Raw genomic sequence first — 21,068 nt, forward strand, 5'->3', positions numbered from 1 at the left:
ATGGCTGCTGAAGAAAACAAACCCAAAAATTTTATTGAAGAATTTATCGACGAAGATTTATCAACAGGTAAATACAAAAAAGTCCACACTCGATTTCCTCCTGAACCGAATGGTTATTTACACATCGGGCATTCCAAATCAATCTGTTTAAATTTTGGATTGGCAGCCAAGTATGGTGGCAAATGTAACCTACGTTTCGATGATACAAATCCAACAAAAGAAGATGTTGAGTATGTCGATTCAATAAAAAAAGATATTCAATGGCTCGGATTTGATTGGGAAGACCGTGAATACTATGCCTCCGATTATTTCGATACTCTTTATGATTATGCAATCACACTGATCAAAAAAGACAAAGCTTATGTTGACTCTTGCAATAGTGATGAAATCAGGGAAATGAGAGGAACCCCGACTGAAGCTGGAAAAGAAAGTCCATACCGAAATAGAACTGTTGAAGAAAATTTAGAATTATTTCAAAAAATGAAAGCCGGAGGATTTAAAGACGGAGAACATGTTCTTAGAGCAAAAATTGATATGTCATCACCAAATATGAACATGCGTGATCCGATCATGTATAGAATTAGACATGCATCTCATCATAGAACCGGTGATAAATGGTGCATCTATCCGATGTACGATTGGGCTCACGGTCAGTCTGATTCAATAGAAGAGATTTCACATTCAATATGTACACTTGAATTTGAAAATCACAGACCACTTTATGATTGGTTTATAAAAGAGTTGGAAATATTTCCTCCACGTCAAATTGAATTTGCTCGATTAAATCTCACATATACAGTTATGAGCAAACGAAAACTTCTACAATTAGTTCAAGAAAAAGTTGTTGACGGTTGGGACGATCCTAGAATGCCGACAATAAGCGCATTTAGAAGAAGAGGTTATACACCTGAGTCGATTAGAACATTTGCCGAAAAAGTCGGTGTTGCAAAACGCGATAATGTTTCTGACATCGCATTATTGGAATTTACTATTCGCGAAGACTTAAATAAAAAAGCACAGCGAATTATGTCGGTACTAAAACCATTGAAGATTACGATAACAAATTATCCTGACGATAAAGTTGAAGAACTCGAAGCGGTAAATAATCCCGAAGATGAATCAATGGGAAAACGAATCGTCCCCTTCTGTAAAGAAATTTACATTGAACAAGATGATTTCATGGAAGACCCGCCGAAGAAATTTTTTAGACTTTCACCGGGTAATGAAGTTAGATTAAGGTATGCTTATATTATTAAGTGCGAAGAGGTTATTAAAAATGAAAACGGAGATGTAATAGAACTTATGTGTACTTACGATCCCGATACTAAAAGCGGTAGTGGTAAAAGCGATAAAAAAGTAAAAGGAACAATTCATTGGGTTTCCGCAAGACATGCTGTTAAAGTTGAAGTAAGATTATATGATAGACTATTCAAGGTTGAAAATCCCGATGCTGATAAAGAAGTCGATTTCAAATCTCATATTAACCAAAATTCATTAGAGATAATTGAGGATGCATTGATCGAACCGTTTGCAAAAGATGCTAAACCACTAGACAATTTTCAGTTCGAGCGATTAGGATATTTTTGTGTTGATACAAAATATACAACCAATGAAAAAATAGTATTCAATAGAACCGTTCCTTTACGTGATACTTGGGCAAAGTTAAATAGGTAGGTTCAAACAAAAATATCATACAAATAGGATAAACTCATTCTGTTATAGAATGAGTTTTTTTATTTAAAAGTATTTAACTATTGCTTCAATAATTCCGATTCACTATTTTCATTTCACTCTTTTACTCATTCCTGAAATAATATTAATCCAGGGCAAAATGTCGCTTTATTTTATTATAACACTGTCGATAATTTTTTTCTTTAGCGGACTAATTGTCGCAATTTTATTCTCTTATTTCGGATATAGATTTTCGGGGAATGGAAACAATTTTGATGGCAGGACGGTTATCAGAACCAGGAGAAAAGGTAAATACATTTTTAATAATTTCACTGCACGTATATTTTTCTCTGACCATGACAGAAGAAGAAGGTTAAAAATTCTTAACGGTGAATCCCCTCTTACGACAGAAAAATACTCCTTTACAAAAACGAAAATATTTGATAACTGATCACTTCTTTAGTATTTTAGAAATCTAATTTTATTCTTATTGATTTGCCGGAGTGGCGGAATTGGTAGACGCGCCAGACTCAAAATCTGGTATGGCTTAAACCATGTGCCGGTTCGAGTCCGGCCTTCGGTACAAAAAAACCCGATCATATTGATCGGGTTTTTTATTTAATTTATTCTGGATACCTAATGCTGAAATATACTTATTGCCACGCCGCCGCCGGGGGCTAATCTTATTCTCAGTTCATCACTATTTTTAACGTCTTTATTTTCAATTACATACGCGGTCGGGTTTTTATCCCAATGAGAATCTTCCGCATCTTTATAAATAACAGCGCGATAAACTTTATCTTTATCAATAAATGAAAGCGGAATTACTATTTCTCTTGCATTTTCATCAGTTACACTTCCAATGAACCAATTACCGGTATTGCGTTCTTTGCGTGCGATAGTTACAAACTCACCAATTTCTCCATCTAGCACTTTTGTTTCATCCCAATCAATTCCAACATCTTTTATGAATTGAAATGCCGGATGTCCTTCATAGTTCTCAGGTAAATCTGCTGCCATTTGAATCGGGCTATAAATCACAACATAAAGAGCTAGTTGATGAGCAAGTGTTGTATTAACTTGATTATCTTTTTTATACTTATCGAATTTTATGTCGAATATTCCCGGAGTAAAATCTATTGGGCCGGAAAGCATTCTTGTAAACGGAACAATAGTCAAATGTTCAGGTGGATTTCCGCCGTCGGATGCCCAAGCGTTAAACTCATTACCTCGCAATCCTTCTCTGGAAATCATATTTGGGAATGTTCTTCTCTCACCTGTATCTTTAATTGGTTCATGTGCATTAACCATTACCTCGTGTTGTGCAGCTTTTTCAATAACTTTACGATAATGATTAACCATATACTGACCGTGATGATAATATCCATCAGGAATAATTTGTCCGACATAACCCGTTTTAACTGCATGTATTCCAAGATCTTCACAGAGCTTATACGCTGCATCAAGTTGTTTTTCATAAGTAGATACGGCGGCTGATGTTTCATGATGCATGATAATCTGAACATTATTTTCTTTGGCATATCTGACCACTTCGTTCAAATCATAATCTGCATAAGGAGTAACAAAATCAAAAATATCTTCTCGATCTTCTCCAATCCAATTCTCCCAACCGGTGTTCCAACCTTCAACAAGTACACCGTCAAAACCATTTTGTGAGGCAAAATCAATATAACGTTTTGCATTTTCGGTTGTCGCACCATGTTTTCCGCTAGCCATATCCCAACTACTTTTACCGAGATGCATTTCCCACCAAATACCGACATACTTCATCGGTTTAATCCACGAAATATCTTGCAACACATTTGATTCGTTTAGATTTACAATTAAACTTGATTCGATTAAATCTCCTGCTCTTTTAACGATTTGAATAGTTCGCCATGGAGTTACAAACGGGGTTTTCTGTTCAACTTTCCATCCAAAATCATTTCCGACCAATTCACTAGTAAGTAATAGTTTTTCTGTGTCAACTTTTAACGTCATCCCAGCATAATTGTTAAGATCGGCTTCATGAAAACTAAGATAAATGCCATCATCGGTCTTCATTGTTACCGGTGTGTTAACCGCATTAAACGGAATGTATGTTTGAGCTAAGTTATTATGCGACCGTTTTGAAATAGCATCAATTTTGCTAATTGGTGTCGTATTGTAAAGATGTTCATAAATATCCCAATCACCGGGAGTCCACCACGTAGTATGATCACCGGTCAATTGAAATTGAGTTTGTTCCGATTTGATAATCACACTATCAATATTTTTTTGTTTGGGGAAATCATATCTGAAGCCGAGTCCATCATTAAAAACTCTGAAGATTATGGAAAATTTACGTTCCAGGTTTTCTTTTTCCCTTAGGTCAATTTTTAATTCATTGTAATCACTTTCGACAAATCTTTTTTCACCCCAAGGCATTTCCCAAGTTTCTTTAACCGATTCATGTTTAGCTCGCAAAAGATTAAAGCCGGTTTTCATTTCCGGCATATTTTTAAATTCAAATCCAACGGTTGACGAATCAATTACTACTTTCCCATCATAAAATACTTTGTAATAAAACTCTCCTTTATCAGTAAGATTTGTCTGAATTTTTATTGAACCATTTGGAGAAGTAGCTTCTTGGAATGAATCATAACCACAACCCGTTATAAGAATTGACATAATAAACACCATCGAAATTAAAAATCGCGTTGACATAAAATTTCTCTTAAAAAATATTAATTGATAATGAAATATAACGAAGTGTAAAACTGAAAATGAAGAATAATTTTAATGAAATGCTATTGAAGCACCAACCCAGTTTAATCCCTTATTATAGTCAACTCCCATCATCTTCCCTCTTCCGGTTCTAAGTAAGTTATTAACCAAAAGCGGCTCATCTTCCCAAATGTACATTAATCTTATTTCAGCTTTGGAATATCCCTCGGGAGTACTAATTAGCGGAGCATATTCAACTTTTTCTTGTAAAATATAATTCGATCTAGCCTTAATCGAACTTAGTTTATCTTCATTAACATCTACTTCAACTCCGGAGCCGGCAAATGAGAACAATGGTTTTAAGACATAATTTTCCAAATCTTTTGGATAGCGTTTAATTTCGTTAAGATAGAAGCATTTAGGAGCAAATTCACTTTTGATCATTGGCAGTGAATGTTTACTGATTTTGAAAAACCAATTTGGGTGTCCGACCCATTCAACATCAATTTCATCTTTAATATTGAATTGCAGTTCGATATTTTTTCTTTCTAGTTCGTCAAAAATTACACGATTGTACATTCTTTCAACGGGAATTTCTTTATCGTTTTTTTTATAAAAAAGTTTAGTGCCACGCTTTATCAGATCGCGAACATCAACAATTTCGATTCCGGTTTTTTGTTGCGTTAAATAAAAATCTATTCGTGTTTTTTGAATATGCGGATCAATCTCTAATAGAATTACATTTTCCGGATCAGAGTTTCCTAAAATAATTTTCTGAAAGAAATTTTCGTAACTAGTATGATCAAAATCATTAAAATAGGCAGTCATTTCTATGGGAATTTCAAAATGCTTAGTAATCTGTTTACTCAAAAATGACTGATACATATAAAGAGATGCAAAGCCTTGAAGTTCTATAAGTTTTGGGATAAACTCACCGGATTCATCTTTACAAATTCCGAAATCAAGCTGCAGAAATAAAGGATTCTTTGATTCATTCGGTATTCGATATTTTTCGGGTAATCCTTTCTCAGAATTCTCTCGAAACTTTTCTGTTTTGAGAATTGAAATAATTTCTTCCGATGCTTTTAAAAGTTTTTGATTAAGTTCTTTGTCCAGAAATAACGGTGTTTCACAAATTCTAAAATCAATTTCTCCATTTGTTAATCTCCAACATTCTTCCAAAAATGAAACATATTTTTTATCGGAAAAATTCTCGTTATAATTTTTTCTTAGACTTTCTATCATTATTAACTATTCATCAAGATTTTGATTTGTTTCATCAAGGATTAAATCTACAACGTGAAGTAAACTGCCGGTTTCTTCAAATTTTTTGAGTTGTCGTTTTGCACCGGTGCCATTATCTAAAATATGATATACATAATTAATTTCTTCTCTACTTCCGAGTTCGTCGATTACATCATCGACAAAGTTCAGCAATTCACCTACAAGTTCACGTGTCGGTACTTCTTTCTGCTTTCCGAAATCTATTAATTTCCCTTCAACTCCGTAACGCGAAGCACGCCATTTGTTTTCATTAATTACTAATCTTCTGTAAAGTCTAAACCCTAAATTCTGTTCAATCAGTTTATATAGTTTAACAACAACCGCTTGAATCAATGCCGCGATAGCGATTGTCTCTTCAACTCTCATTTGAACATCACAAATACGAAATTCTAAAGTCGGATATTTTGGATGAGGACGAATATCCCACCAAATCTTGCTGGGATCTTCGATACATTTTGTTTTGACAAGTAAATCAACGTAAGCTAAATATTCGCCATGACTATTAAAATGATCCGGGATTCCGGTTCTTGGAAAACGGTCAAATATTTTCGAACGATATGATTTGAAACCCGTATTTCTCCCTTTCCAAAAAGGTGAATTTGTCGAGAGCGCAAATATATGAGGAAGAAAATATCTTGCTGCATTCATGATGTGAATTATTCTTTCTTTATCATCAATACCAATATGTACATGTAAACCAAAGATTAAGTTTGCCCGGGCTACTTGCTGCATTTCCTCAACAACTGCCTGATATCTATCTCGCTGAGTTATCTGCTGCTCTTCCCATTTGCTAAACGGATGAGTTCCGGCAGCACCGATTTTTAATCCTTTACGTGCAGCAACTTCCCGCAAATTATAGCGATGTCTTTTAACTTCCTCTTTTGCTTCTTTAATATTGTAACAGATGTTTGAGCCCACCTCAACAACTGATTGATGCATTTCAGCTTTGGCATGCTCTTTTAAAATCATTTTTCCTTCATCGAGTAATTCCTGTATATGCGATTTTAACTCTCGAGTTTCGGGATCAATAATTTGGAATTCTTCTTCTATACCAATAGTAAACAGTTTGTTATCGCTCATATATTTCACTTGTTTATATTTTTGTTTGGTTTTAATTGCTTACCACCTGTAAAAGAAGTTATAAAGTCACCCCATATTAAATTGTTTTGTCTGTCTACATGGTTCTTAGCTTTTCTAATTGCCATGTTTGCAGCTGCTTCTACAACCCATTCAAAATTCTCTTCTCCTACTGAATGAACATCCGCATCGGGAGCGGGATTACAAAAATCAATAGCGTAAGGTATTCCATCTCTAACCGCAAACTCAACAGTATTAAAATCATAGCCTAATGCATTATTAATCACAAGCACGTATTCTTCAATTTGTTTAAGCAGTTTACTTTCAATTGGTTTAGGATTTTTAACATACCTTAAATGGTGAGGCTGTTTTGGATCATATTGCATTATTCTAACATCTTTTCTATCGATCGAATAACATCTAAAATATTCAGTAAAATCAATTGCTTCTTGGAGCATCATCACAAGTTGACCGGTTTCATGATAAGCCCGGAAAAAGTCATCGGCATTCTCAAGTTTGTAAACATTTTTCCAGCCACCACCGGCAAATGGTTTGAAGAAAGCCGGAAAACCAACGTAATTGAAAATACCCGACCAATCCAACGGATATTCTAAATTTCTCATAGAGAACTCATTTGTATCAGGTGGATGTTGGTTTGATGGAAGCAAAACAGTCTTAGGAATCGGAACACCAAGTTTTGTCATCAAAGCATTGTTAAAGAATTTTTCATCGGCACTCCACCAGAAAGGATTATTTAATACTGCAGTTCCGGATAACGCGGCATTTTTTAAGTACGCACGATAAAAAGGAATGTCTTGCGAAATCCTATCAATCATTACTGCATAATCTGTCGGTTCACCTTGAATCACTTTATTAATACTTGCTAACTCGGCGGATATTCCGGGTTCCTTTTTTGAATTAACTCTATCGACAAATGCCTGAGGAAAAGAATTTTCTTGCCCGAAAAGTATTCCAATTTTTTTCATAATAATTTCCCGCTATTCTTGTATTAAATAATTAATATTATTGTACAGAGTCAATTTACAATCATCATAAGTGTTTATTTTGAAAGGATAGACATCAAACAGATGATTAACATTTTTTTCGAATAACAACTTTGATATATATTTAGTCTGCTCAAATGAATCATCCGATGCACCACAAGCAAGTATAATATTTATTTTCTTATACTGATTCATATATCTCGAATCGCTTAAACCAAATAAATAATCCAGCGGACTGTTATAATATGCTTGTTCATCAAAGTGGCCGTGAATATTTTGTTTAATATCAAATTCTCCCCCAATCGTGATTAATCCTTTTGCAAGATCGGGATATTTTAAAACAGTATTGAGAGCATAATATGCTCCAAATCCAAAACCACCAAATATTAGCTTATCTTCTTCGGTTTCGTAATTTGCAAAGCCAACAATATCATGTAGAATTACTTGTTCGAATTTTTGATACTTCTCAATTCGTTCTTCTGGGGTTAGTTTGAAATCAAACCAAATTTTGGAATCGTAGCTATCGGGGCAATAAACTTTAATTATACCATCATCAATCAGATTTCCTAAACTTTCGACAACACCGAAATCTTTATAATCGTAATAATTGGTAAACTTTTGCGGAAATAAAATTAATGGTATTCCTTTTTCACCAAAGACCAGCATTTTAAAATCTTCACCAATCCATTGTGAATACCACTTATGAAAATTTTCAGTCAAGAAATTGCCCTCGAGTATATTGAAGCAGAAATATACTGAAGGGGAAATTAAGTTGCACTATCTGTTAATTAGTTCTTGGCAAATATCTCTCGGACATAGGTTACAACCAGATCATCAATTTCAGACTTATCTTTATAACCGAGCTTTTTAGCTTGTTCTAACCATTTATTAGTTGATTCAGAATTATTTGGTGTTGACAAAGAAAGCGCCGCATATAATTCTTTTGATTTTAGATCTTTATTAAGGGCTTTTTGAAATCTTGCATGTGCTTTTTCATATTCATTAAAAAATGTTAAATGAAAATATCCGAGGATAAAATCATATTTTGGATTATCTTTTTGAGCGGTTGATAATTTTTTAACTTCCGTAAATAGTCTATAATCCTGAAATGAAATTGAATTATATTTTTGTTCTTCCATAAAGTTTAATACAGTTTTCATATTCTCAGGATCGAAATATCCACTGACTAACTCGATAAATTTGAAATCCGGTGTAAAAAATACTGTTGCCGGATAACCTCGAACACCGACTTCATTGGCTAATTCTCTATAAGACATCTCACCACTTTTGAGTTTAACTGTTCCTTGTTTCTCCGGATTGATCTTTACCACGACAAAATTTGCGTTCAATATTTTTATTATGCCTTTGTCAGTATAAGTTTCTTTATCCATCTTTTTACACCAGCCGCACCAATCGGTATAAAAATCTATGAGTATAGTCTTGTTTTCTTTTTCGGCAATTTTCACTGCCTCTTCTAAACTTAACCATTTTAATTCGTTTGCGCTGACTGATGTAAATAAAATTAATGTCATAAAAAAGAATATATTTTTAAACATATTATTATCCCGTTTTGTTAATTCGTTAGATGATTAAAATGTAAAAATGTTTCAAGAAATGAAAATAAACTTAGAGGATATCCCCGGCTAATTAACCGAACCGGGGATTCAAATTTGAGACTAATTAAAGAAGTGATCTATAACTTTGTAAAGTTTTCATGTAGTTAGCTCGTTCAAAAGCTGCTGGTTCACCAACTTTCTTTTGGCTCATACTTCCCTTCATCATTTGGATTGATTCATATTCATGTTCTTCCATCCAGTTCTTCACTCCATCTAGTAATTCTTTTACACGAGAAGTACCGTTTAATAACAAGTTCGAAGCAATCTGAGCAACATCTCCGCCGGCCATCATTACTTTAATGATGTCTTCCGATGAATGCACGCCACTAGTTAATGCCATACTTGCATTGATATTTCCGTAGAGAATTGAAATCCATCTAAGTGGTAATCTCATTTCAACATTAGTGCTTAATTTTAAATTTGGCTCAACGGTTAATGTATCCAAATTGAAATCCGGTTGGTAGAATCTGTTAAATAAAACTAGAGCATTTGCACCAGCTTTATCTAAACGTCTAGCCATATTTGCCATCGAGGTAAAATAAGGACTTAATTTAACGGCAACCGGAATTTTCACTGTTTGTTTTACTGCCGTTAAAGTATCGATGTACATATTTTCAATTTCTGATCCCGTTAAATTGGGGTTTGTCGGGATGTAGTAAATATTTAGCTCCAATCCATCTGCACCGGCATCTTCTATATTCTTAGCATATTTAATCCAACCACCAGTACTAACTCCATTTAGACTTCCTATAACGGGAATTTTGACTTCTTTTTTAAGATTGGCAATATGATCGAGATATTCGTAAGGTGTTAATTTAAATTCATCCGGTTCAGGAAAATATGATGTAGCTTCTGCGTAAGATTCTGTACCATAGGATAAATAATGATCAAGTTCACCGGATTCGTGCGAAATTTGCTCTTCAAATAAAGAATAACAAATAATTGCCGCAGCACCGGCATCTTCTAATTTTTTTACCGAATCTACACTTTCGGATAATGGAGAAGCAGAAGGAACAATCGGATTCTCCAGTTTCAATCCCATGTAAGTCGTCGATAAATCCATTTTCACTCCAATTTATTTTTCAAAATTTATTTCATTAATCAATCCGAATCCTGTGTAAACAAGATTCGGATCAAAGTTCATTCAATTAATTTACTTTCTCTTCCTCTTTTCCATTTCCATCAATCGAATAATCCATGTTTGCAAGTTGTTCATAATAATGCCATTTCTTTATAACATTATCCTGAGCTATTTTTAATAACTCTTTTGCTTCTTTAGGATGAGATTTCGTTAACATTTTATATCGAGTTTCTCTGTAAATGTAATCTTCCAATTTGATCTTTGGAGCTTTTGAATCCAACTTCAATGGATTTTTACCTTCTTTTTTATTGTCCGGATTATATCTGAATAATGGCCAGTGTCCGCTTTCAACAGCCAGAGTTTGATTTTCCATTCCTTTACCCATGTTAATACCATGAGCAATACAGTGACTGTATGCAATTATCAACGATGGACCGTCATAAGCTTCAGCTTCAAGAATTGCTTTTAATGTTTGAAGATCATTTGCCCCCATTGCAATTTGAGCAACGTAAACATTTCCGTAACTCATTGCCATTGCAGCAAGATCTTTCTTCCCTGTTGGCTTACCAGCTGCGGCAAATTTTGCCACGGCTCCGGTACCGGTTGCTTTTGACATTTGACCACCGGTATTTGAATAGACTTCCGTATCAAGTACAAGAATATTTACGTTTTTACCTGAGGCAAGTACGTGATCTAAACCGCCAAAACCGATATCGTAAGCCCAACCGTCACCACCCATAATCCAAATAGATTTTTTGAGTAAGTAATCCGCAACTGCAAGTAGATTTCTTGCATCATCTGAATCAACTTTTGCTAGTTTATCTTTTAACTCAGTTATTCTGTCTCTTTGTTCATGAATACCGACTTCATCGCTTTGATCAGCAGTAAGAATTTGATCGGCAAATTCTTTACCAACAGTATCAGCCAGTCTTACCAATAATTCTTTCGCGTATTCATTATTTTTATCAACAGCTAGTCTCATACCAAAACCGAACTCAGCATTGTCTTCAAACAATGAATTTGACCAAGCAGGTCCTCGGCCTTCTTTATTAGCTGTCCAAGGAGTAGTTGGCAAGTTGCCGCCATAAATAGATGAACAGCCTGTTGCATTCGCAACAATTGTTCTATCACCGAATAATTGCGAAACTAATTTAACGTAAGGAGTTTCACCGCAACCTGAACAAGCCCCGGAGAATTCGAATAATGGTTCAAGTAATTGGCTGCCTTTAATGGTGTTTATTTTTACTTCTTTTCTATCGAATTCAGGAATTTCTAAGAAATAATCCCAATTTGCTCTTTCTTGTTCTCTAACCGGTAGTTGAGGAATCATGTTAAGAGCTTTTCTTCCTGTTTCTTTTTTATTCTTAGCAGGACAAACTTCAACACAAAGTTCACATCCGGTACAATCTTCAACTGCAACTTGAATGGTGTAAGCTAATCCATCCCATTCTTTACCTTTTGCTTCAGTAAATTTGAAAGTTGCAGGAGCATTTTCAGTAAATGATTTTGGATATGCTTTTATTCTTATTGTAGCGTGTGGACAAACCATCGCGCATTTACCGCATTGAATACAAACTTCTTCATCCCATTCGGGAACTGATAATGCTATATTTCTCTTTTCCCATTTTGTAGTACCGGCAGGAAATGTTCCGTCAACCGGCATTCCACTAACCGGAACAGTATCGCCTTGTCCTTCCATTAATTTGGCAAGAACATTTTTTACATATTCCGGAGCTTTATTTGATACAATCGGAGGAAGTTCGATTGAACTTGATGCTTTAGATGGAACTTCAATTTGATGCAAGTTCTCAAGAGTTTGATCGACGGCACGATAATTTTTATTTACTATTTCTTCGCCTTTACTTCCGTAAGTTTTCTTAATTGCTTCTTTAATTTTATTTATTGCTTCTTCTTTTGGAAGAATACCGGAAATTGCGAAGAAGCATGTTTGCATAATTGTGTTAACTCTTGCACCCATTCCGGTAGCTTGAGCTACATCATAACCATCGATAGCATAGAATTTTAATTTTTTATTAATGATCTGCTCTTGAACTTTCTTCGGCATCTTATCCCAAACTTCGTCTTTTGAGTAAGGACTGTTCAATAAAAACGTTCCACCTTCAACAATTTTTGAAAGCATATCAAATTTCTCTAGTAAGTGAAATTGATGACAACCCACAAAATTAGTACTTTGAATTAAGTAAGTAGAATGAATCGGTTTCTTACCAAATCTTAGGTGAGAAATTGTTGTTGATCCGGATTTTTTAGAATCGTAAACAAAGTAACCTTGTGCAAAGTTATCAGTCTCTTCACCAATAATTTTAATTGAGTTTTTATTTGCACCAACTGTACCATCTGCTCCAAGACCAAAGAACATTCCTCTAAACACATCCTCGCCTTCAATTATGAATGAATGATCGTAGTCAAGACTTGTATTAGTAACATCATCATTAATACCAACTGTAAAGTGATTCTTTGGATTATCTTTTTTTAATTCATCAAAAACGGCTTTAACCATTGCGGGAGTGAATTCTTTTGATGACAAACCATATCTACCGCCAATAATTTTAGGCATAGATTTGAAAGGAGCAAATCCACCGTCCATTGCTTCATAGCAACCGGAAACTACATCAAGATACAAAGGTTCGCCAAGTGCGCCGGGTTCTTTTGTTCTATCGAGCACAGCAATTTTCTCAACGGTTGAAGGAAGTGCTTCCATTAAATGCTTAATTGAGAATGGTCTGTATAACCTTACCTTGATTGCTCCGACTTTTTCCTCTAATCTTTCACTCATGTAGTCGACTGTTTCTTGAACAGTTTCTGCTCCGGAACCCATAAGAATTACAACACGTTTTGCATCGGGAGCACCATAATAATCAAATAACTTATATTGTCTTCCTGTCAATTCAGCAAATTTATTCATTGCTTCTTGAACAACATTCGGACAAGCATCATAATATTTATTAACCGCTTCTCTTCCTTGGAAATAAACATCTGGGTTTTGAGCAGTGCCGCGTATAAATGGTTTTTCCGGATTTAAAGCTCTGGATCTATGAGCATGAACAAATTTATCGTCAATAAGTGCTTTTAAGTCTTCTACTGTAAGTTGTTCTATTTTATTGACTTCGTGAGATGATCTAAAACCATCAAAGAAGTGTACAAATGGTATTCTTGATTCGAGGGTTGATTTGTGAGCAATTGCTGCTAAATCCATAACTTCTTGAATTGAACCTGAAGCTAATAATGCGAAACCAGTCTGTCGAGCTGCCATAACATCACTATGATCACCAAAAATCGAAAGAGCTGAAGCAGCTAATGATCTTGCCGAAACGTGAAAAACTGTAGAAGTTAATTCACCGGCAATTTTATACATATTGGGGATCATCAATAATAAACCTTGAGAAGCTGTAAAAGTTGTGGTTAATGCTCCGGTTTGTAATGAACCATGCACTGCTCCGGAAGCACCACCTTCACTTTGTAATTCCGCAACGTGAGGAACTGTTCCCCAAATATTTTTCTTTCCGGCTGCAGCCCAAGCATCGGATAATTCACCCATACCCGAAGAAGGAGTAATTGGATAAATTGCGATTACTTCACTGTTATGAAAACCAACATAAGCGGCAGCATCGTTTCCATCAATTGTTATCATTTTTCTGCCCATAAAGCATACCTGTATTTATTTATTGTTTACTGAATTATCTTAAGTTCTTGTACTAAATTTCAAATATTGAGCCACATTTAAGAGTACTATATCTTGTTATTTTGCGCAAAAATGCATTTTTTAATTTATAATGAGACAGTTTATCTGGATTTATTAAGAAAAATGAGTCTTTTACTCTTAATATTGAGAATCCAAATTCAAATGCAGTTTTAATAATACGATAATTTTATGAGATATTAAAGACCTTCTTATCGTAAAGATGGGCGAGGTAATCGTTGAAAAGGTTAAAGTGTTTTACTTTGTTACTCTGTAGCCCACAGTTGAATCTGTGGGTTAATGATGGGATTTGACTATATCTTTTTCTAAGTTAACCAACAAATTTTTTGCTCGCACAACAACGAGAAAAGTAAAACCTATTGACGGTTTTAACCGTTTATCTTATCATTCTTCGCCATCGATTCTGCAGCCATCTTCTTTTTGTAGGCAATAATTTTTTTTTGAAGTTTTTCGTCCGATGCTGCAATTATTTCTGCGGCAAGAATTCCGGCATTTTTTGATCCGCCTATTGCAACTGTAGCAACCGGAACACCGCCCGGCATTTGAACAATAGACAAAAGTGAATCTAATCCTTTTAGAGATTTTGATTCAACCGGAACTCCTATAACAGGCAAAGGTGTATATGATGCGGTCATACCAGGTAAATGAGCTGCTCCTCCTGCACCGGCAATAATTACTTTCAATCCCCTTTCGTGCGCGGTTTTTCCGTATTCTGCCATTACGTCCGGTGTGCGGTGAGCGGAAACAACTTTTACCTCAAACGGTATTCCAAATTCTCTTAGTGGTTCAAAGGCTTTTTCCATTGTGGGAAGATCTGAATCACTTCCCATTATTATTCCGACTAGTGGTTTGTCTGACATTTTTAATCTCCGATTTTCTTTGTGCTCTTTGCGGTAAACCGTTTCACCACAAAGGACACAGAGTTCCGCAAAGAATTAAATTATTACCCTCTTCTCCATCTGCTTTGCTTTATGAAGAATCGTATTCAATTTATCACCAATAATTGTAATGTGCCCCATCTTTCGTCCAATTCTTGAGTTTGCTTTGCCATAAATGTGGAGATGTAAATCGGGCTCACTTAAACTTTCTTGATAATTTTGGACTACACCTTTTCCATCTCTTTTACCAAGAAGATTTACCATTACAGCATATTTTTTAACTAAATCAGTTGAACCAAGAGGTAAACTAAGTACTGAACGAATATGATTTTCAAATTGTGAAGTTACACATCCTTCAATTGTATAATGACCTGAGTTATGAGGACGCGGAGCCATTTCGTTAACTAATATTTTATCTTTCTCATCGATAAACATTTCAATTCCAAATAAACCAAATCCTTTTACGGCTTTAACACAATCAATTCCAATTTTTTCGGCTTCCTTTAATTTACGCTTGGAGATTTGAGCCGGTGCAATCACAGTATGACAAATATGGTTCTTCTGAATTGTTTCAACAACCGGATAAGTTTTAATTTCCCTTTTAGTCCGCACAACCATAACGGCTAATTCTTTTTTGAATTTTATAAATTCTTCAGCATAAAGATTTACATGACGAGTTGTTAATTTTTTAAACGCATCTTTAAAGTCAGATTCATTTTTTACATCTGCATTACCATATCCATCGTAACCCATTTTTCTGGATTTGACTATAAACCTCTTTCCTAATACTGCTGAAATTTTTTGATAATCAATTTCTGATTTTACTTCGATGAATTTAGGATGTGGAATATTATGTTTAGCTAATGTCTTCTTCTGAATGTATTTGTCCTGGATTAGTCTAATGGTATTAGAAGAAGGAATAACTTTTTTGCCGAGTGACTCTATAAACTTCAATCTGTCTGCATCAATAAACTCATTTTCCAAAGTGAATATATCAGATTTATCGACAAACTCTTTTAGCAGTTTATCATTTTCAATCGAACCAACAAATTCATTATGTGTTAGTTGACCGGCTGGTGAGTTTTTTTCTTTCTCTAGAATTGCAACATTAAAACCGAGTTTATATGCTTGATATGCGGACATTCTAGCAAGTTGGCCGCCGCCTAAAATTCCAATTATTTTTTGAGTTTTCAAGTGCTTATGAATGGATGTTTAGAATTGTTCAAAATTAGATTATAATGAGATAATAAACAACAAGTGTAAGTGGGCAGACTAAAAATTTATATTAATATTCTCGTCTAACAATTCTGCCGATTCCTGAAATATTTGTTTTTACATCCTGAGGATCACCGTAATATTCTATATTTCCAACACCTGATAAATCAGCGACCAAACTTTCCGAGACATAAATTTCGGCAGATGAGGCTCCGCTTGCGTCAATATTTACAAATCTTGAAAAAAGTTCAATGGCTTCTAAACGGCCCGCTCCGGAAAGTTCAGCATTAAATTGTTCTACTTTTCCATAAAGTTCAATAAAACCGGCACCGCTTAAATCAAGATTAAAAATTCGTTCATCTATTCCGGATGCGTAAACATTGCTAATTCCTGAGCCTTCAATCAGTTCCAAAGAAGGAGTTTGTAATGTTATTCTAATTTTTCTTTTAGGTGAAATACTTCTGGAATTTTCAATAACTAATTTACCATTAATAACTTCAGTTGTAATGTAAGTAAGTAAATTATCTTCCGCACTAATCTCGCAACTGGTTTCTGGTCCTACTTCTATCTCAATGTTGTAAGCACCACTAACTGCTAATTCATCAAAATCATCAATTTGACGAGTTTCGGTTTTAAGATTACCACTTCCCTTCACTCCTCTTTCGCGGCATCCAACAAATAGTACTAATAATATTAAACCGGAGAAAAGTATTATTTTTTTCATCACCCACTCACTTTTCGAAATTAGACGCCTGCATATTAAAAATGTTAGATCGATATTTCAAGTATATATTTTGATCAGATAATTAAATTTAATATTACAAATCAAATTCCTATCTTTACGATTAATTGTTGATATAAAAACCTAATATGACAACTGAAGAACTTAATCAACTCCAAGAAGAAGCATACGACCATCTTTGGAACGGTAGATACAGAATGGCACTTGAAGCTGCCAAAAAGGTTTACCGTGACCGTCAGGATGATAGCGAATCTGCAATTTGTCTAGCCTGGGCTTTATTAGAAAACGGTAACCCGGTTAAAGCTATGGAGTTTGCAAATTTAGCCGTTGAATTAAAAGGTGATTCAGTTAAGGCCCATCTTTACCGTGGTTATCTCTTAATGAGAATGAGTATTTTTGAAGGTGCGGTTTCCGATTTTGATTTTGCCATCAATCAACAAAAAGAATCTCTTGCATGGGCTTACTTAAACAAAGCTAGAACACTCGCCGGAATGGAAAAATTTTCCGAAGCCGAGAAGACATTAGAACTTGCTATACTAATTGATCGCGGTAAAAATCCGGCATGGAATGATATTAAGAAATGGTACGCTTCCGCCAAAAACATTAACAAGGGTATTGAAAAATTTGATCACAAAAAGATAAAGGAATATTTACTTAGATGTTCAGATGCAATTAAACAAAAAGAATATTGGTATGCGTTAAAAATATCTCGTCTAATACAAAATGATTCAGCGGTTAAAAAAGATGAAAAGTTAGCTGCTGAATATGTTGAGCTGGAAGCGATGTTTTATCTTTATCAATTTAGACCAGCTCTTAAAAAGGCCGAAAAACTTAAGAGCAAGTTTAAGAAAGATGACAAGTTCAACAGTTTATATAATTCTCTTATAAAATTAACTTCACAATCAGAATCCGACAAAATTGATAAAGAACTTGCGTCAACATCATTAACTTCACCAAGTGATCCTAATCGCAAAACCAGAACATCGGAGATTAACGGGAAAACTCACGCATTATTTTTCCCAAATAAAAATGCTGATGTTTTTTCCGCAAAAATATTTAACGGTGATGATGATGAAAGTTCTGGCAATAAAACATATTATCTTGCACTCGATCCGGATTCAGTTAAGAACATTGGTTTAGAGGTCATATTTAACAATCCATACTATGATGAAAAGAATAAGGATTACGATTGTAAACTGATTTGGTATCTGAATGATTTTGAAATTGCTCAATCGCCTTTCAAACTTAATGTTAAGAAAAGTTGGGACTCGGTTATTTTTGTTCAAACTCTTCAATCAAACGGTAAGGTCAAAATTACAACCGGTCAAGCTAGAGTCGATGTCTATATTGATAATTTTAAAGTTTGTGAAAAATGGTTTATACTTGGCGATCGTAATATTAAACAGCATATCGAATCACCAAATGTTCCTCGTGATTCCAAACCACCGAAAACAGAAACAACGGAAGATAAAAATAAAGTTGAAATCTCTGCACAAATACATGAATCGGATTCAACAAAATCACTCGAAGAACTACTTGAAGAACTTAACAAGTTTATTGGATTGAATAACGTAAAAAATTCTTTAAAAGATTTTGTCGATTACCTAAAGTTTATGCAAGAACGACAAAAACTTGGATTGAAATCAACAGAAAAACTTTCGCTTCACACTTTATTCCTAGGAAATCCCGGAACTGGTAAAACTACAATTGCAAGATTACTCGGTCAGATTTTTAAGACTATGGGAATACTTGATCGCGGTCATGTAGTTGAAGTCGATAGAAGCGGTTTAGTCGGGCAATTCATTGGTGAGACTGCTCAAAAAACCGAGAAAGTTATAGCTGCTTCTTTAGGTGGAGTTTTATTTATTGATGAAGCTTATACACTTTCAAAAAAAGGCGGAAGCGGACAAGATTTCGGTCAAGAGGCAATCGATGTTTTATTAAAGCGAATGGAAGATAAAAAAGGTGAATTTTTTGTGATAGCAGCCGGTTATCCGGAAGAGATGCAAATCTTTATGGATTCAAATCCGGGATTGAAATCGCGTTTTGCTAGAACATTTATGTTCGAAGATTATTCACCTGATGAACTTTTACAAATTTATTTAAAGCAGCTTGAATCCGAAGAATACAAAATAAAAGATGATGCAAAAGAAGTTGTTAAAAAACATTTAATCAACCTCTACCGAAAGCGTGACAAATCATTTGGCAATGCTCGTCTTTGCATTCAGTTTTTTGAGGATTCTAAGATTAACATTGGCAAACGTTATTTAAGTTTACCCGATGATCAGAAAACCAAAGAACAAATGACCACAATTTTTGCAGATGATGTTCAAAGGTTGTTAGTTGAAGAAACTACTGATGATGTAAAAATTCCTATTAACGAAGAAGCTTTAACAGAAGCATTAAGCGAACTAAATAGTCTCACCGGAATTGAATCAGTTAAAAATGATATAAAAGATATAGTAAAACTTGTCCGATACTATCATGAAAAGAATGAAGATGTAAGCGATAAATTTTCTTCGCATATTCTGTTTGTTGGAAATCCCGGAACTGGTAAAACAACCGTAGCTCGATTAGTAAGTTCAATATATGCCGCATTAGGAATTCTTAAAAAAGGTCACATGATCGAAACCGATCGCCAAGGATTGGTTGCTAGTTATGTTGGACAAACTGCAGAGAAGACAAAATCCATAATCGATAAATCAATCGGCGGAACATTATTTATTGATGAAGCATATGCTCTGGTAAAAAAAGATGGCGGCGGTAATGATTTCGGTAACGAAGCAGTAGATGTTCTAATCAAGCGCATGGAAGATGATCGTGGTAAATTTATTGTCATTGCTGCCGGTTACACGGATGAAATGAAAAGATTTTTAGAAAGCAATCCTGGTCTTCAATCACGATTTACAAAAACATTTCACTTCAAAGATTATGATCCAAATGAACTAATGGAAATAACGGCATATAACTTTAATAAATCCAATCTAAAACTTTCTGAGGATGCTTACGAGAAATTAATGATTTACTATAATGAAATGTATCGGAACAGAGATAAAAATTTCGGTAATGCAAGAATCGTTAGAGCGATTGTAGATAAAGCTAAACAGAATGCTTTATTAAGAAAAGCAGAGCCAAAAAACGATTCGAAAAAAGTTGAAGAAAATTTAATAATCTGTGAAGATATTAAATCAATAATATCAACAGAGGAACAGAGAGAAACTTACCAAATTATTGGCGATCCGGAAAAGTTAGAAAAAGAATTGCTTGAACTAAATTCCCTTACGGGTTTGGAATCGGTTAAAACTAGTGTTGAAAAATTAATTAGTTCTATAAAAGTTTCGCAGTTACGTAAACAACAAGGCTTAAAAGTAATTGAAAAAAGTTTACATGCTGTGTTTGTCGGAAACCCGGGAACCGGTAAAACAACCGTAGCCAGAATTTTGAGCAACATCTATAAAGAACTCGGTTTATTAGAAAAAGGTCATCTTGTTGAAGTTGATAGAGCCGGACTTGTTGCCGGATATCAAGGACAAACCGCTATAAAAACCAATGATGTTATTCAACAAGCTCTAGGCGGAACTCTTTTTATTGATGAAGCTTATACTCTATCTCGTGGTGTTAATGATTTTGGTCAAGAAGCAATTGATACTCTGTTAAAAAGAATGGAAGATAATCGCGGACAATTCGTAGTAATTGTTGCTGGTTATCCGGCTGAGATGAAAAAGTTTATCTCTTCAAATCCGGGACTTCAATCTCGCTTCGAAAATATTCTTGATTTTGAAGATTATAACGCGAGACAACTTTTAGAAATTTCCGCAGAGATAGCCGTTCAGCACGGGTATAATCTTGACGAAGGTGCCTTACAATTATTGTTGGAAATCTTTCAATCACTTTATAGTGAACGTGATAAAAATTTCGGGAACGCCCGTACCGCTAAGAATATTTTATATAAAGCAATTAGTTACCAAGAAGAACGAATTTCTCAAATGTTTGAACACAGTAAAGATGATTTAATGACGATTCGCTTTGAGGACGTAGAAAAAGTTAAAAAAGAATTAATTTGATAACTCTCCCCC

The 21,068-nt window shown here is 34.6% G+C and carries 13 protein-coding genes and 1 tRNA gene; 3 read left to right on the forward strand and 11 right to left on the reverse strand.

What is annotated here, in order from left to right:
- On the forward strand, nt 1–1,674 hold the full coding sequence (locus QY331_09200) for a glutamine--tRNA ligase/YqeY domain fusion protein (protein WKZ68128.1): 1,674 nt from the start codon (nt 1–3) through the stop codon (nt 1,672–1,674).
- 494 nt (nt 1,675–2,168) lie between these two features.
- A tRNA-Leu gene (locus QY331_09205) sits at nt 2,169–2,254 on the forward strand.
- A gap of 53 nt (nt 2,255–2,307) precedes the next feature.
- Here the strand turns inward: QY331_09205 and QY331_09210 are convergent.
- The 11 genes from QY331_09210 to QY331_09260 form a co-directional block, all read right to left on the reverse strand.
- A complete protein-coding gene (locus QY331_09210) occupies nt 2,308–4,341 on the reverse strand; it encodes a glycoside hydrolase family 97 protein (protein WKZ68129.1) in 2,034 nt (677 codons plus the stop codon).
- Between the two features lie 108 nt (nt 4,342–4,449).
- Nucleotides 4,450–5,622 (reverse strand): hypothetical protein, encoded by a 1,173-nt coding sequence (locus QY331_09215; protein ID WKZ68130.1) that lies wholly within the window; start codon nt 5,620–5,622, stop codon nt 4,450–4,452.
- Nucleotides 5,623–5,628: 6 nt separating this feature from the next.
- Nucleotides 5,629–6,741 (reverse strand): carboxylate-amine ligase, encoded by a 1,113-nt coding sequence (locus QY331_09220; GenBank protein ID WKZ68131.1) that lies wholly within the window; start codon nt 6,739–6,741, stop codon nt 5,629–5,631.
- 5 nt (nt 6,742–6,746) lie between these two features.
- Nucleotides 6,747–7,724: a hypothetical protein gene (locus QY331_09225; protein WKZ68132.1), complete on the reverse strand. Its 978-nt coding sequence runs from the start codon at nt 7,722–7,724 to the stop codon at nt 6,747–6,749.
- Between the two features lie 12 nt (nt 7,725–7,736).
- On the reverse strand, nt 7,737–8,462 hold the full coding sequence (locus tag QY331_09230) for an esterase (GenBank protein WKZ68133.1): 726 nt from the start codon (nt 8,460–8,462) through the stop codon (nt 7,737–7,739).
- Between the two features lie 68 nt (nt 8,463–8,530).
- On the reverse strand, nt 8,531–9,298 hold the full coding sequence (locus QY331_09235; protein ID WKZ68134.1) for a DUF255 domain-containing protein: 768 nt from the start codon (nt 9,296–9,298) through the stop codon (nt 8,531–8,533).
- Between the two features lie 124 nt (nt 9,299–9,422).
- On the reverse strand, nt 9,423–10,421 hold the full coding sequence (locus QY331_09240; protein ID WKZ68135.1) for a dihydroorotate dehydrogenase-like protein: 999 nt from the start codon (nt 10,419–10,421) through the stop codon (nt 9,423–9,425).
- Nucleotides 10,422–10,506: 85 nt separating this feature from the next.
- The gene (nifJ, locus tag QY331_09245) at nt 10,507–14,100 is read right to left on the reverse strand and encodes a pyruvate:ferredoxin (flavodoxin) oxidoreductase (protein WKZ68136.1); all 3,594 of its coding nucleotides are present in this window, start codon (nt 14,098–14,100) and stop codon (nt 10,507–10,509) included.
- 425 nt (nt 14,101–14,525) lie between these two features.
- Nucleotides 14,526–15,017, reverse strand: a complete 492-nt coding sequence (gene purE, locus QY331_09250) for a 5-(carboxyamino)imidazole ribonucleotide mutase (GenBank protein ID WKZ68137.1) — start codon at nt 15,015–15,017, stop codon at nt 14,526–14,528.
- A 75-nt stretch (nt 15,018–15,092) separates the two neighbouring features.
- A complete protein-coding gene (locus QY331_09255) occupies nt 15,093–16,229 on the reverse strand; it encodes a 5-(carboxyamino)imidazole ribonucleotide synthase (GenBank protein WKZ68138.1) in 1,137 nt (378 codons plus the stop codon).
- A gap of 91 nt (nt 16,230–16,320) precedes the next feature.
- Nucleotides 16,321–16,974 (reverse strand): head GIN domain-containing protein, encoded by a 654-nt coding sequence (locus QY331_09260; GenBank protein ID WKZ68139.1) that lies wholly within the window; start codon nt 16,972–16,974, stop codon nt 16,321–16,323.
- A 146-nt stretch (nt 16,975–17,120) separates the two neighbouring features.
- On the opposite strand from QY331_09260, the gene QY331_09265 reads away from it, so the two are divergent.
- Nucleotides 17,121–21,056 carry an AAA family ATPase gene (locus QY331_09265; GenBank protein WKZ68140.1) on the forward strand — a complete coding sequence of 1,312 codons (3,936 nt, stop codon included), beginning with the start codon at nt 17,121–17,123 and terminating at the stop codon, nt 21,054–21,056.
- Nucleotides 21,057–21,068 lie beyond the last annotated feature (12 nt).

Source organism: Melioribacteraceae bacterium (assembly GCA_030584085.1).
GTDB lineage: Bacteria > Bacteroidota > Ignavibacteria > Ignavibacteriales > Melioribacteraceae > SURF-28.